The organism is Methanosalsum natronophilum, from assembly GCF_024808815.1.
Taxonomy (GTDB): domain Archaea; phylum Halobacteriota; class Methanosarcinia; order Methanosarcinales; family Methanosarcinaceae; genus Methanosalsum; species Methanosalsum natronophilum.
The window spans coordinates 48,405-61,197 of sequence record NZ_JANUCS010000008.1; the positions used below are offsets into that span (position 1 = coordinate 48,405).

A 12,793-nucleotide genomic window follows, 5' to 3' on the forward strand; every position below is an offset into this window, starting at 1 on the left:
TTATTTATTTTCTTGGTTATTTCTTATCACTTGAATTAATATCTTCTCTTCTCATTTCTGCAAGTAATATGGATATCTCTTTTAAAATGGAGTTTGACATGGCAAGATGGTCTTTCGTACTCTGGAAATATTTGTTAGCTTCCTTTAATGAATTAGAATCGTTATTTGTATGATCTATTTTTTCAAGTGCAAATTGATGTTCAGTTTCAATTATTTCTAAGATTTCCAGGTAATCATCATATAAAAGTTCTAATTCATGAACATCCTTTCCATCATCTGAGAAGTGATGAATTTTCTTCTCTATTACGTTTACATTTTTGTTGCTACGATTTAAATATTGTTCTATACGCTGACTTGAGAGCTTGAGTGAGATATGTATAGCTTGTTCATTAGCATCATGCCATATGTTTCGAACATCTTGAGAAGAATTTATCAACTGATTAATATTATCTATATTCCCTACTCTATTTCTTTGAGACTCTAGTAGGTCAATATAGTGATCTATCACTTCAATATAAGCTTCCATGTTCTCCATCTCATATGCATTATGCTTAGCATCTTCAAGTTGAATTATCATGTAATCTATTGTGCTGTTCAAATGCGCTCTTGATGATTCAATAAAGATATCTGAATGTGGAGATACTTGCTTACTCTTAACCATCTCATTCATTTCATGGAAAGCTAAATTTGATTCCTCATAACTCATTCTAAACTGGATGGCCATATTTCTCCGTTCATGTCCAGGTGGTGTTTCTCGGAAAGTTTGCATTTTGCTCCTCATATCATCTCGTATGAAGCTCATGTTTTCAAGTTGATCGTCTCGGTGTGATACCTGTCTCTCACTCATATTATCCATTTTATCAAATTGCATTCTAGAGTTTCTGGTAGTTATGATTTTAGCTTCAGATGAAATTTTTTCAGCAGGTTTATCGATGTTTATATTATTTCTTTGTGTATATGTACTATTATCATTTGAACCATTTAATGTAACTAGATTGCTATGTGGTGAATTTACAGAACCTATGGTAACCAACAAAATAATAAAAAAAGTTAGTACTAAAATTATAGTTTTTATGTTATGCCTCATTAATAAAAAACCTCTATACTGAATAAAATTCCAGATACTTTATTTTATGTTCTGAAAGAACCTCTATGTTCAAAGAAATGCTTAATCCTATTTCTAACATTTTCAGGCATCCCAGTTTCATTAAATTCTTTATGTGGTCCCCTTTGATTTGAACCAATTTCACTCATATTAGTTCTATTATTAACAAAATCCTTAATTCCATCCTCATTCAACTTAGACATGTTAGAAGCAATTATGCTACGGTTTCTTTCCACGTTCTTTTGAGTTAAGTTCATATTTATGGCTGAGTTATTTTGTTTAATATTATCGAATGGACACTCAATGAGATTATTCCCTTCTACTCTTTTCTCAAAAGCGAAGTTCTTAAACATATTTATGCCCTTATTATTTACAAAGCCATTTTCATGAGAAAATGATTGACGGTGCTCATTTAACTCACAATTCACATAGGTTAAATTACTTTCATTTAATAACTTTTCGTTAATTGCACTCTCAGGTTCAGCAATGGTAGTAGATACTAAAGCTATTAATAGAGCTATCATTAGTATCGAAATAATAACTGTTTTTCTCATATGATTCCTCAATTTTTTACTGTACTTTATTTTGTAATAATTTGTTTACAAATGCTATAATGTACGGGTTAAATTTAACAATACTTTTTTTTAACAAACCTTAGAAAAAATAAAACCAATTTTAAAACTTTATAAAACTTTCAATATACAATAAATTCTTTATAAAACTTTATTTTTTGATTAGAAAGAAAAATTTTGCTTGAATGGAGTAATATGGAAGTCAAAATTGAGTGTAATTTAGCTCTAGACCGAAGTATTCTGTGGGTGGTTTTTTTCTCATGTTAACTTTTCCACAGTAATTTTAATGTCTACTTTATTTGCAGAAGTTGTGGCAGTTGATGATGTTATTGGAATCGCAAAGGATATTGCATTGAATGGATATGCAAGTTATGAGGAAATGATTAATTCAAGGAAGAAAAATGCTTTAATTATTTCACTTTGATGTTATTGGTATGCATCATAAATCTGCCAGGCATTATATGAGTTATATCTGGTCTTTTACAAATAAGTGATATGATGAACTTTGATGCTATCATGCAGAATTTAGGTCTAATATTTACAGGATTCTTGTTATGATAATTTACGGTATTATAGTGAGTGTTGCTTTAGTAGTAACATATTATACACTTTTTGTAGATGAACTTGAACCTATCGATGTATTTAAGAGAGCTTATGATTTCTTTATGGGCAATAAAAGCATCTATATCAATATTGTGGCTACTTACAGTTGTGGTAGTAATAGCACTTAGTTTTGTTGATGTACTTTTAATGCCTTTTGAATATGTATCTATTATTGTGTTGTTTGCCCTATTTACATTGTGGTGGAAGCTGTTATTTGGAGTAATATCGATTTCCATGGCATAAAACTCTTCTAAATAAGCTTTTATGAGCAACTGTCAATGGTATATACCTATAAGTTGACGTTGTTAAAATGAAATTAACTGAATTATTATTTTTCAATACCCTCTTCTTAAAATACTGACAAGTTCATCTGAATTAGGTATTTTTTTGTTTCTTATCTGATTGAAAACAGTTTCAACATCATATTCTATTCTAATTATCTCAAAATTTAATGAAACAGTATCAAACAGAATACAACAAGTTCTGCTATCTCCATCCCGTGGTTGGCCTACAGAACCTGCGTTAATGATAGTCTTAGAATCTATATTTCTTCTGAAAGGTACATGTGAATGACCTATAAATACAAAATCTGCTTCTACATCTTCAAGCATGTTTTTAATTTTATCACTAGAAGTTTCGGGCCTAATATACTCGTATATTGAATTAGGACTCCCATGGGTAAAATAGTATTTATGCCCATCAATTGTTTCTGTTAACGATAATGGCAATTTCTTTAAAAAGCTAATGTGTTGTTGTTGAAGTTCTTGAAATGTGAATTCCCTTGTAACCTGTGATAAGTGCTTATATTCATATCCACATCCGCAATCAATTCGATTAGCAACGGCATTATCGTGGTTTCCTCGAACTGTAGGTATTTTCATATCTTTTATCAATTCAATACATTCACGTGGCATAGGTCCATAATCTACAAGATCTCCTAAACAGATAATCTTATCAACTTTAATCTTTCTAAGCACTGTATCTAAAGCAACCAAATTCCCATGAATATCCGAAATTATCAACATTTGCATATTTGGAACCTCATATTATCTTTCATACCTCATTTTTAGATCCAATAAATCTATAACTATAAAAATATCGTCAACATTGTTCAAATTTATTGAAATGGATAGTTAAAACATTGCATTTCATTTTGAATCTATTAATAAAAACCTAATGTATATATTCTATATATAATATATAGAAGTATATATATTATATAGGTAAAATATATAGTCTAGTTTTTCATTTTTACATTCGTATTGATAGGAAAAATGACTATTAATGGAGATAAGATCGTATATGGATAGTAAAATGAAAAAATTGTTCCTTCTCTCAATAGTGGTTATGATGATCACAATGGTGGGAGTTGGATGCTTGGACCGTGATACGGGTGAACAATTAACAATTACTGGTTCTTCTACAGTGCTACCTGCATCACAAGCACTTTCAGAAGAATTTATGGTAAAGTATCCTGAACACAGAGTAAGTGTTTCAGGTGGTGGATCAGGTGTGGGTATTGCTGCAATGATTGATAATGAGATTGATATTGCACAATCTTCACGTGACATGCGACAAGAAGAGATTGATTCAGCTCGTCGAAATAATGTTGAACCAATAGAACATACCATTGCTTGGGATGGGATAACTTTCGTAGTACACCCAGATAATCCAGTTTCTGAATTGACATTTGAGGAATTGAAAGGAATATATACAGGCACTATAAGAAACTGGAATGAAGTTGGTGGCGAGGATCGAACTATCAGTGCAGTTTCACGTGATAGTAGTTCTGGAACATATGCTTTCGTAAGGGATGCTGTTCTAGATGGAGAAGATTATGGATCACATATACTTAGTATGGGAGCTACTGGTGGTATAGTACAGGAAGTATCTCAAAACAGGGGAGCTATTGGATATGTTGGATATGCATATCTTGATGATCGTACCAAGGCTTTGTCACTAGATGAAGGTCAAGGGCCAGTACCTCCAACTGCTGAATCCATACAATCCGGTGATTATTCACTTGCAAGACCATTACATTTCTATACAAATGGGGAACCAACAGGTTTGACTAAGGAGTTCTTGGACTTTGTGCTTAGTACAGAAGGACAAGATATTGTCATGGATGTTGGATATTTCCCAGCACGTTGAAATAATAAGGTATTGGATGATACTGACTTTACCCAAATTTTCATTTTTTTAAAGTTAGAATGGATTTGTGCACCTAGTAGCCTAGCTGCTATTAAAGGTCAGTATATAAATGTAATAATTAAAGGAATGGTTGATGAGAATGTCTTTTAAAAGATGGCACAAAGAAAAAATGATTGAATCAACATTATTTGCTGTAGCAACTGCTACAGTTTTAATATTGATTTTGATTTTCTTGTTCTTGTTCAGAGACGGATTAGGTCTCTTTGATACATATTCGTTTTCTACATTTATCACGGGTCAAGCTTGGCATCCGACATCGTATAATCCGCAATATGGATTAGTGCCATTGTTCCTTGGATCACTATTAGTAACTTTTGGTGCTATATGCATCTCAGTTCCGTTAGGGATAACTTCAGCTATATATATCTCGGAGATAGCTGATCCGCGAGTTTCTGAGGTACTCAAGCCTTTTGTAGAGATACTTGCAGGTATACCTTCTGTAGTTTATGGTTTTTTTGGATTGGTGGTACTTGCACCATATATCCAATTATGGTTGGATCTTCCAACGGGCCAGGTTGCGCTAACAGGCTCTATAATGTTATCTATTATGGCACTCCCAACAATTATCTCGATTGCAGAAGATGCAATTAGTTCTATACCTTCTTCTTTGAAGGAAGGATCATTAGCAATGGGTGCTACACGTTGGCAAACTATCTATAAGGTTGTATTACCAGCATCGTTATCAGGCATTTCAGCAGCAGTTATACTAGGTATTGGCCGCGCTATTGGTGAAACTATGACAGTTATGATGGTTACAGGGAATGCTGCGGTAATACCAGGAATGCCTGAAGGTATAATCGAATCTGTGAGGACAATGACAGCAACCATTGCACTTGAGATGGGTGAAGTGTCTATGGGGAGCGAACATTACCATGCACTGTTTGCAGTGGGTTCCGTCTTGTTCTTAACAACTTTTATACTTAATTTGATTGCAGATAGGATTAAAAACAGGTATAAATTCAAATTGGAGGGATCCTGATGAGTTTGTCTTCCCGTACCAATGAAAAACTTGCATTTACCTTCATCGGTCTTTCGATGCTCACAGTAGTAGCTTCAGTGTTGATAATATTATACTTTATAATATCTAATGGCTATACTGCACTTAGCTGGGAATTTCTAACAAGCATGCCACGAAGTAGGATGACTGAAGGTGGAATCTTCCCTGCTATCGTAGGTACAGTATTATTAATCGTATTCTCAATGTTAGCTTCACTTCCAATGGGTGTCCTAGCTGCTATATATTTGAATGAATATTCAAAACCTGGTAGATTCAAGTGGGCAATTGAAATGGCTATAAATAATCTTGCAGGTACTCCATCAGTTGTTTTTGGTCTGTTTGGTCTAGCTCTTTTTGTGAGATATTTTGGATTTGGCTCTTCAGTAATTGCAGCATCTTTGACATTAGGTATACTGGTGTTACCTGTAATCGTTCGAGCGAGTCAGGAAGCTTTACTTTCAGTTCCTATGGAATATCGGCATGCATCACTTGCATTAGGTGTTAGTCGTTGGGAGACTGTAAGGAAAATTGTGTTACCTACTGCATTACCGGGAATTGTAACTGGATCAATTTTGAGTATTGGCAGAGTTGCAGGTGAAACTGCTCCAATTTTATTCACCGGTGCCGCATATTTTATACCTCAATTGCCAAGTTCGATATTTGATAGGTTTATGGCACTTCCATATCATCTATATGTACTAGCAACTGACGGTGTTGATATAGAAGGAACAAGACATATTCAGTATGGTACTGCATTAGTTCTTTTGCTTGTGGTACTGGGAGTTAATACTATAGCTATATTGATCAGACGACATTACAGGAGAAAACTGAGACTAGGATGAACTTAATTTGGAAAGGATATTGAGATTATTAAAAAAATATTGAAGAGGTAATGATATAATGGTGAATGGGTTGTTTCAGGGACGTGATATTGGTATAAAAGTCAGTGACCTGAATCTTTGGTATAGTACTAACCACGCTCTTAAGCAAATTTCTATAGATGTGCCAAAAAATCAGGTCACATCTTTGATCGGTCCTTCAGGATGTGGTAAGTCTACATTTATTAGATGTCTTAATAGGATGAATGATCTTATAAGAAGTTGTAGAGTTGAGGGAGATGTTGTTGTTGATGGTACAAACATATATGACCCTGATATTGATGTTGTTGAATTAAGGAAAAAAGTTGGCATGGTTTTTCAAAAACCTAATCCATTTCCAATGTCAATAGCAGAGAATATAACTTATGGTCCAAAAATCCATGGTATTAAGAATAAGAATGAATTAAACCGAATAGTTGAAGAATCCCTTAAATCTTCAGCATTATGGGATGAAGTTTCTGATAGATTAGATAAGTCCGCTTTAGATTTAAGTGGAGGTCAACAGCAAAGATTATGTATTGCACGAACGTTGGCTGTCAATCCTGAAATCATTTTATTCGATGAACCTTGTAGTGCTCTAGATCCAATTTCAACTGCTAAGATCGAAGAATTGATAATGAATTTGAAAAAGGACTATACTATTGTTATTGTTACACATAACATGCAGCAAGCTGCTAGAATCTCAGATTATACAGCCTACTTTCTTCATGGTAAAATAATGGAGTATGGGGATACTGAACAGATCTTTGAGAATCCACGAGTTAAAAGTACTGAAGATTATATTACTGGTAGATTTGGGTGATTTAATGGTAAGAGAGAGATATGAAAATGAACTTTTAAAGTTGAAGAAGAAAATTGTCGAAATGGGTGACATGTCAAATGAAGTTATTCAGAACGGCATGCGGTCATTTATCGATCTAGATTATGAACTAGCCAAATCTACAGTTGCTATGGATGATGTTATTGATAATAAAGAGATGGAGGTCGAGACATCCGTTTTAAGACTGATCGCGTTACAACAACCAATGGCTGGTGACCTTAGATTAATTACATCTTGTCTTAAGATATCACTTGATCTCGAGAGAATGAGTGACCTTGCTGTAAATATCGCACTTTTATCGGAACGTATTGATGAAGAACATATCAAACCATTGATAGATACTGAAAAAATGGGCAATATCGCTTACTCTATGTTAAAGGATTCAATAATAGCGTTTGAAACTTCTGATATAGAATTAGCAAAACAAACCGCAAAAAAAGATGAGGAGATAGATAAATTATTTTATTCTGTATGGATGGAATTAATTGAAATGATGAGTTCTGTATGTAAAGATAATTCTCTTATAACCAATGCTTCAAATCTTCTATTTGTTATCAGGTACCTTGAGCGTATCGGTGACCATGCATGTAACATTTGTGAAAGTGTTGTTTACATGGTTACAGGGGAGAGAGTTGAGTTGAATTAAATTGAATTGATACTGACACATATATCTTTTTAATTATATTTTTTATATTTTTTATTATTCAAAATGTTTGTTTGTCAGCAATATTTAAACTTTTAAAAAGTATTGTTATCAAACAATTACTTTTAATTATTTTAAAATATTTGTGGAGTTTTTGCAATAAGACAATAAACATTATACTTATTCTTATATGTTAACCACATATTATTTTTACTAACATGAATTTATTTAATATTGAATCAGATGTATGCTAAATTGGATTTAGATTTTTTAATAATTAGTTGAGGTAAATCATGTCAGTTGCCAAGAATCTAACTAGGGTTCAAGATGAGATTGGAAACACTAAACTTGTATGTGTCACTAAAACCATTGAATCTCCAAGAATAAATGAAGCTATTCAAGCAGGTGCTAGTATTATTGGTGAAAGTAGAGTACAAGAATACGAAGAAAAAAAGGAAAATATATTACCATGCGAAGAAGTGCATTTAATAGGACATTTGCAACGTAACAAAGTGAAAAAAGCAGTTCAATTATTTGATGTCATTCAATCGGTTGATTCATTGAAAGTTTTAAGGAAGATTAATAAAAGGGCTTATGATATTGATAAAATCCAACGAATTTATCTTCAGATAAACATTGGTGACGAACCCCAAAAACATGGTTTTAAGTTAAGTAGCATAAATAACTTGTTTCCTAAAATAAAATCTTTTAACAGTGTTGTTGTAGAAGGCCTCATGTGCATTCCACCATACCTTCCACCCGAAAAAACACGTCCATATTTTAGTAAAATGAAAAAACTTTATTATGATCTTAGTGTGAATAATCAGGGAAATATAGAACTTAAAGAACTATCAATGGGAATGTCAAATGATTATCCAATAGCTATTGAAGAAGGTGCTACTATAGTTCGTATAGGCTCTGCTATATTTGGGAAACGGGAAAATTAGAAACTAATAGATAATTTATAGTTTCATTCAATTAAAAGAGGTTTATCGGCTAAATTTAATGCAAAATATAAAGGTTTGAATCTACATTAAATGAAAATAAATTTAATTTACTAAAAAGATTTTAATTACTAGTAAAAATTTATTAAATTATATTTTACCTTTATACTGTAGTTCAAACCTGATAAAATTTACATTTCAATGCAGTTCTGCCACAGACCGTGTATATTACAATATTCTAGTGCACAGAATGCTTTAAATTCATCGATATTGTTTACATGGAAAGAAGCAACAGGTTCTGTATGCACCGGCTCAAAACTCATTTTACCAAAATTAATGGTTTGTCCTTTTTTTGTAACTCCGTAAAGTTCTACCCATTCTATATGATGCTCTACAGTATTTGGATGCGGAACTTCCTTTCCTACTACTACACGTACAAAATCAACATTAGCTTGCCCATGACCCCTTATAATCTCTATTTCGGGTACATGTTTTTCTTTACCCTCAACTTCCTTTCCTTTCAAAATATCTGCAAATTCCATATTTGTATCTCCTATAAACTTCAAAATATAAATTTAATAATTTAATTCTTATCTTTTACTATTTGACTAATATTCAACTTAATTTAAACTTAGTTTATCTGTGTAAATGTTCTACTAGCTAGATCTTTATCTAGCATAAATAGACCATTACCATCATTTCCTATTAATTTAAGCTTTGCTATCATGTCATTATCATTGGCTTCTTCTTCGATTTGTTCAGTAACAAACCACTGTAGGAAAATCTGTGTAGCATAATCCTTTTCTTCATATGCAAGTGCTACAAGGTTATTTATAGAACTTGTGACAAATTGTTCATGTTTTAATGTTGCTTGAAACATCTCTAGAGGTGTACCAAATTGTTCAGGTGGCTTTTCGATATTTTCTAATGTAACCTTACCACCTTGTTCATTGACATAATCATATATTTTCATTGCATGTGCCATTTCTTCATGATATTGAACCATGAACCAGTTACCAAATCCATTTAGTCCATCGTGTGTGCACTGTGCTGACATGGCCATGTAAAGGTAAGCTGAATACATCTCTTTATTAATTTGTTCATTTAGAGCTTTGTTCATTTTTTCAGTTAACATTATTTCCCTCCATATTATTCTTTTACTTTAACATTATATTACTATTATCTCATAACCTTCATCAATATATTTAGACATACTAGGATGACCAGACATATCATCGCATATAGGAAGGCCTTGTTCTTTTGCATCTTCAAGACTACCCATTTTATTCGAACAAGCTTTACAAACACAGTCTATTAGGCCAGCACTTTTTACTTTCTCATAGAGTTGAGCTATTGGACTATTTTCGCCTTGTGATTCCTTTATCTGCTTGGTCGCAGATCCTTCTATTACCAATTTCACATCAAATTCTTTTTGTTTCATATCAAGTACATTAAGTAAAGCATGCATAAAGCACATTACTTCCCCGTTAAATGCATATACAACTATCTTACGAGTCAATTAACCACCTTTTTAATTAATAGAAAGTAACTTATTTCCCCTGTACCATATATATGTAAGAAATTCTATAAGAAAATTGTGGAATATGGACATTATACTTAAAAATATAGAAGTACTACAAACTTATTTTAAAAATATTAATAAGGTTTAAAGCTATTAGATTTTTTATTTGTACTAGGTTCGATGAGTAAGAGTACATTACCGTGTTTGTTAACCACTTCAAAATGCATTTCAATCACATACAGGTAGAATAAAAATATATTTAGAATAAAGAGTAGCTGGTATGGTATAACAATCTTGAACTTAATTAAGGTTATAGATTTAACTTTTAAATTTTAAGAAATTATGGCAATGTTACAGCATTTTTTCTGTGCGAGAATATTTAGGTTAACTGTATTAGTAGTTTAACTGGGATCTAAGATAAGTACCTAAAGTTTGCTCAATTTCTTTTTGTTTTAGACTGTTTACCTAACATAACCTCAGTTGACTTTATAATTGCAAATACTTCATCTCCTTCCTTTATATCAAGCTTGGATACAGCTTCTTGAGTTATTACTGAAGTAATTATAGTAGGGTCAATTTCAACTTTTACTTTAGATATAACATCACCTTGATCGACTTCAATAACTTTACCTGAAATCTGGTTTCTTGCAGTTATCTTGAGACCAACATTTTCCCAAAAAGTATCGTCTTCTACAGTTTCATGTATAACGTTCTGATAGGAATCATATTCTTCTAGAAGGGTTTTAGCATAATTTGTTAGAAATGTACCTTGATTCTTCCCACCTTTTACTGTGAATACAACTTTTTCATCACTATTTTCTTCAATTGTTCTGAGCATATTCCATGCATGTTTATAGGATATGTTCAATTTCTTACAGGCCTTATTGAGGGAACCTTCTTGGTCAATTGTTTTTAGAAGAGCTGCTTTACCTTTACCCATAATAGTTTTCCCATTCTTATCAATCCAAACTTTAGCTTTTGCATCCATTATTCAAATCTCCCGAAAAGATACTATTAATTTACTATTATAGATAAGTTTTAATTTCTATACTTAAAATATTATACGTCCTGAAAGGAAATCTTTTGTAACATCTTCATGTGGATTTTCAAAGAACTCGTTTTTAGAATTTATTTCAATGACCTTACCTTTATGCAACAAAGCTATTCTATCAGCCATGCGTCGAGCTTGAAATATATTATGGGTTATCATAACAATGCTGCTATCAACTTCTTGAACATATTTTGATATGATAGTTTCAATTATATGAATGTTTGCTGGATCTAAGTTGGCTGTAGGTTCGTCAAGTAGTAAAACAGTAGGTCTAAAAACTATTGCTCTTGCTAGAGCTACCCTTTGTGCTTCACCACCAGATAATTTGTCAGCTCTCCGACTTTTCAATTTTAAAAGACCAAGATCATCTAATATTTTCTCTATACGTTTCATTTCATTTTCATCTATCTTTTTACCACGTATCTTTAAGGGATAAATAACATTATTCCAGACAGATGTTGTCATTAATGCAGATCTCTGGAACACTGTAGTAACCTCTCGTTTAAGGTTGAGAGGTGGGACTTGACTTGGCCCATATGTTTTTCCAAGAAACCTTATGTGCCCTGTATCCGTGGTTTCAATGAAATTCATTAATTTTAACAAAGTGCTTTTGCCTGCACCACTAGGCCCTACCAGACAGAAAATTTCACCTTTTTTAATGTTCAAGTTCTCAACTTGAAGTACGGTTTTTCTTGCATAAGTTTTAGAGATATTTTCCATTTTGTATGTGAACTCTTCATTCATTACCTCTAAGCTCCTTGTTCTGTAGGCGAAGCATTGTGAAATTCACTATGAATGCAATGGTCAAAAGTATAATCCCAAATGCTATAGCTATACCAAAATTACCTTTTCTAGTCTCTAAGACAATAGCGGTGGTCAACACACGTGTAGCACCTTCAATATTACCTCCAACAAGCATTACAGCACCAACTTCAGAAATAATTGCACCAAAACCTGCTATGATAGATACTAATACACCTAACCTTGCTTCTTTTAGAGTAGCTAATGTTGCTTGTGCTTTTGTAGCACCTAATGATTTCAATTGCTGGATAAGGTTTTTGTCCACACCCATCACAGCTGTCATGGTAAAACCTGCAACTAGTGGAAATGAAATGATTGATTGTGCCATGATCATGCCATAAGGTGTAAATAACCATCCAAATGATCCCATAGGCCCACTTGAAGACAATAAAATGAATACGAACAAACCTATTACAACTGGTGGAAATCCCATGCCTGTATATAATAGAGCTGTTACTAATGCTTTACCTGGAAAATTGGTTAGCCCCAAAAAAGCACCAAGTGGAATACCAATCAGTGCTGCTAAGACAAGTGCAGTTCCAGAAACTTGCAGTGATACAGCTATTATATCCAGCACATATGAGTCCATTGAAATTAGTAAACTAAGTGCTTCTAATACACCTTCTGCCAGAATATTACTGCTCAT

Annotated in this window: 17 protein-coding genes; 7 read left to right on the forward strand and 10 right to left on the reverse strand. The window is 32.8% G+C overall.

Annotation, left to right across the window (positions count from 1 at the left end; all coding sequences use genetic code 11):
* Positions 1-16 precede the first annotated feature (16 nt).
* Complete coding sequence (locus tag J2T59_RS05730) at positions 17-1,087, reverse strand: hypothetical protein (RefSeq protein WP_259134826.1); 1,071 nt, start codon at positions 1,085-1,087, stop codon at positions 17-19.
* A gap of 44 nt (positions 1,088-1,131) precedes the next feature.
* Complete coding sequence (locus J2T59_RS05735; RefSeq protein ID WP_259134827.1) at positions 1,132-1,659, reverse strand: hypothetical protein; 528 nt, start codon at positions 1,657-1,659, stop codon at positions 1,132-1,134.
* 304 nt (positions 1,660-1,963) lie between these two features.
* On the opposite strand from J2T59_RS05735, the gene J2T59_RS05740 reads away from it, so the two are divergent.
* A complete protein-coding gene (locus tag J2T59_RS05740; RefSeq protein WP_259134828.1) occupies positions 1,964-2,101 on the forward strand; it encodes a hypothetical protein in 138 nt (45 codons plus the stop codon).
* A 163-nt stretch (positions 2,102-2,264) separates the two neighbouring features.
* On the opposite strand, the gene J2T59_RS05745 is transcribed toward J2T59_RS05740, so the two are convergent.
* Both J2T59_RS05745 and J2T59_RS05750 read right to left on the reverse strand, forming a co-directional pair.
* Positions 2,265-2,516 (reverse strand): hypothetical protein, encoded by a 252-nt coding sequence (locus J2T59_RS05745; RefSeq protein ID WP_259134829.1) that lies wholly within the window; start codon positions 2,514-2,516, stop codon positions 2,265-2,267.
* Positions 2,517-2,615: 99 nt separating this feature from the next.
* Complete coding sequence (locus J2T59_RS05750; protein ID WP_259134830.1) at positions 2,616-3,311, reverse strand: metallophosphoesterase family protein; 696 nt, start codon at positions 3,309-3,311, stop codon at positions 2,616-2,618.
* Between the two features lie 271 nt (positions 3,312-3,582).
* On the opposite strand from J2T59_RS05750, the gene J2T59_RS05755 reads away from it, so the two are divergent.
* From J2T59_RS05755 to J2T59_RS05780, 6 genes are all read left to right on the forward strand, one after another.
* Positions 3,583-4,431 (forward strand): phosphate ABC transporter substrate-binding protein, encoded by an 849-nt coding sequence (locus J2T59_RS05755; protein ID WP_259134831.1) that lies wholly within the window; start codon positions 3,583-3,585, stop codon positions 4,429-4,431.
* A gap of 139 nt (positions 4,432-4,570) precedes the next feature.
* Positions 4,571-5,470, forward strand: coding sequence for a phosphate ABC transporter permease subunit PstC (pstC, locus tag J2T59_RS05760; protein ID WP_259134833.1), 900 nt, complete (start codon positions 4,571-4,573; stop codon positions 5,468-5,470).
* Complete coding sequence (gene pstA / locus J2T59_RS05765; RefSeq protein ID WP_259134836.1) at positions 5,470-6,330, forward strand: phosphate ABC transporter permease PstA; 861 nt, start codon at positions 5,470-5,472, stop codon at positions 6,328-6,330. Before pstC ends, pstA begins: the two co-directional genes overlap by 1 nt.
* A 58-nt stretch (positions 6,331-6,388) precedes the next feature.
* Positions 6,389-7,168 carry a phosphate ABC transporter ATP-binding protein PstB gene (gene pstB, locus J2T59_RS05770; RefSeq protein WP_259134838.1) on the forward strand — a complete coding sequence of 260 codons (780 nt, stop codon included), beginning with the start codon at positions 6,389-6,391 and terminating at the stop codon, positions 7,166-7,168.
* A 4-nt stretch (positions 7,169-7,172) separates the two neighbouring features.
* Positions 7,173-7,832 carry a phosphate signaling complex protein PhoU gene (gene phoU / locus J2T59_RS05775; RefSeq protein ID WP_259134840.1) on the forward strand — a complete coding sequence of 220 codons (660 nt, stop codon included), beginning with the start codon at positions 7,173-7,175 and terminating at the stop codon, positions 7,830-7,832.
* A 290-nt stretch (positions 7,833-8,122) separates the two neighbouring features.
* Positions 8,123-8,776, forward strand: coding sequence for a YggS family pyridoxal phosphate-dependent enzyme (locus tag J2T59_RS05780; protein WP_259134842.1), 654 nt, complete (start codon positions 8,123-8,125; stop codon positions 8,774-8,776).
* Between the two features lie 188 nt (positions 8,777-8,964).
* Here J2T59_RS05780 and J2T59_RS05785 read toward each other — a convergent pair whose 3' ends face one another.
* From J2T59_RS05785 to J2T59_RS05810, 6 genes are all read right to left on the reverse strand, one after another.
* Positions 8,965-9,315, reverse strand: a complete 351-nt coding sequence (locus J2T59_RS05785) for a desulfoferrodoxin family protein (protein ID WP_259134844.1) — start codon at positions 9,313-9,315, stop codon at positions 8,965-8,967.
* An 89-nt stretch (positions 9,316-9,404) separates the two neighbouring features.
* Positions 9,405-9,908, reverse strand: a complete 504-nt coding sequence (locus J2T59_RS05790) for a ferritin (protein WP_259134846.1) — start codon at positions 9,906-9,908, stop codon at positions 9,405-9,407.
* Between the two features lie 33 nt (positions 9,909-9,941).
* The gene (locus tag J2T59_RS05795; RefSeq protein ID WP_259134848.1) at positions 9,942-10,292 is read right to left on the reverse strand and encodes a DsrE family protein; all 351 of its coding nucleotides are present in this window, start codon (positions 10,290-10,292) and stop codon (positions 9,942-9,944) included.
* 439 nt (positions 10,293-10,731) lie between these two features.
* Positions 10,732-11,283 (reverse strand): molybdenum-dependent transcriptional regulator, encoded by a 552-nt coding sequence (locus J2T59_RS05800; RefSeq protein ID WP_259134850.1) that lies wholly within the window; start codon positions 11,281-11,283, stop codon positions 10,732-10,734.
* 63 nt (positions 11,284-11,346) lie between these two features.
* Complete coding sequence (locus tag J2T59_RS05805) at positions 11,347-12,090, reverse strand: ATP-binding cassette domain-containing protein (protein WP_259134852.1); 744 nt, start codon at positions 12,088-12,090, stop codon at positions 11,347-11,349.
* Positions 12,083-12,793: an ABC transporter permease gene (locus J2T59_RS05810; protein WP_259134854.1), complete on the reverse strand. Its 711-nt coding sequence runs from the start codon at positions 12,791-12,793 to the stop codon at positions 12,083-12,085. Before J2T59_RS05810 ends, J2T59_RS05805 begins: the two co-directional genes overlap by 8 nt.

What these genes read in the sequence shown, in the direction of transcription:
- J2T59_RS05730 (WP_259134826.1), bottom strand. Translation starts at nt 1,087, where the DNA reads ATGAGGCATAACATAAAAACTATAATTTTAGTACTAACTTTTTTTATT.
- J2T59_RS05735 (WP_259134827.1), bottom strand. Translation starts at nt 1,659, where the DNA reads ATGAGAAAAACAGTTATTATTTCGATACTAATGATAGCTCTATTAATA.
- J2T59_RS05740 (WP_259134828.1), top strand. Translation starts at nt 1,964, where the DNA reads ATGTCTACTTTATTTGCAGAAGTTGTGGCAGTTGATGATGTTATTGGA.
- J2T59_RS05745 (WP_259134829.1), bottom strand. Translation starts at nt 2,516, where the DNA reads ATGGAAATCGATATTACTCCAAATAACAGCTTCCACCACAATGTAAAT.
- J2T59_RS05750 (WP_259134830.1), bottom strand. Translation starts at nt 3,311, where the DNA reads ATGCAAATGTTGATAATTTCGGATATTCATGGGAATTTGGTTGCTTTA.
- J2T59_RS05755 (WP_259134831.1), top strand. Translation starts at nt 3,583, where the DNA reads ATGGATAGTAAAATGAAAAAATTGTTCCTTCTCTCAATAGTGGTTATG.
- pstC (WP_259134833.1), top strand. Translation starts at nt 4,571, where the DNA reads ATGTCTTTTAAAAGATGGCACAAAGAAAAAATGATTGAATCAACATTA.
- pstA (WP_259134836.1), top strand. Translation starts at nt 5,470, where the DNA reads ATGAGTTTGTCTTCCCGTACCAATGAAAAACTTGCATTTACCTTCATC.
- pstB (WP_259134838.1), top strand. Translation starts at nt 6,389, where the DNA reads ATGGTGAATGGGTTGTTTCAGGGACGTGATATTGGTATAAAAGTCAGT.
- phoU (WP_259134840.1), top strand. Translation starts at nt 7,173, where the DNA reads ATGGTAAGAGAGAGATATGAAAATGAACTTTTAAAGTTGAAGAAGAAA.
- J2T59_RS05780 (WP_259134842.1), top strand. Translation starts at nt 8,123, where the DNA reads ATGTCAGTTGCCAAGAATCTAACTAGGGTTCAAGATGAGATTGGAAAC.
- J2T59_RS05785 (WP_259134844.1), bottom strand. Translation starts at nt 9,315, where the DNA reads ATGGAATTTGCAGATATTTTGAAAGGAAAGGAAGTTGAGGGTAAAGAA.
- J2T59_RS05790 (WP_259134846.1), bottom strand. Translation starts at nt 9,908, where the DNA reads ATGTTAACTGAAAAAATGAACAAAGCTCTAAATGAACAAATTAATAAA.
- J2T59_RS05800 (WP_259134850.1), bottom strand. Translation starts at nt 11,283, where the DNA reads ATGGATGCAAAAGCTAAAGTTTGGATTGATAAGAATGGGAAAACTATT.
- J2T59_RS05805 (WP_259134852.1), bottom strand. Translation starts at nt 12,090, where the DNA reads ATGAATGAAGAGTTCACATACAAAATGGAAAATATCTCTAAAACTTAT.
- J2T59_RS05810 (WP_259134854.1), bottom strand. Translation starts at nt 12,793, where the DNA reads ATGAGCAGTAATATTCTGGCAGAAGGTGTATTAGAAGCACTTAGTTTA.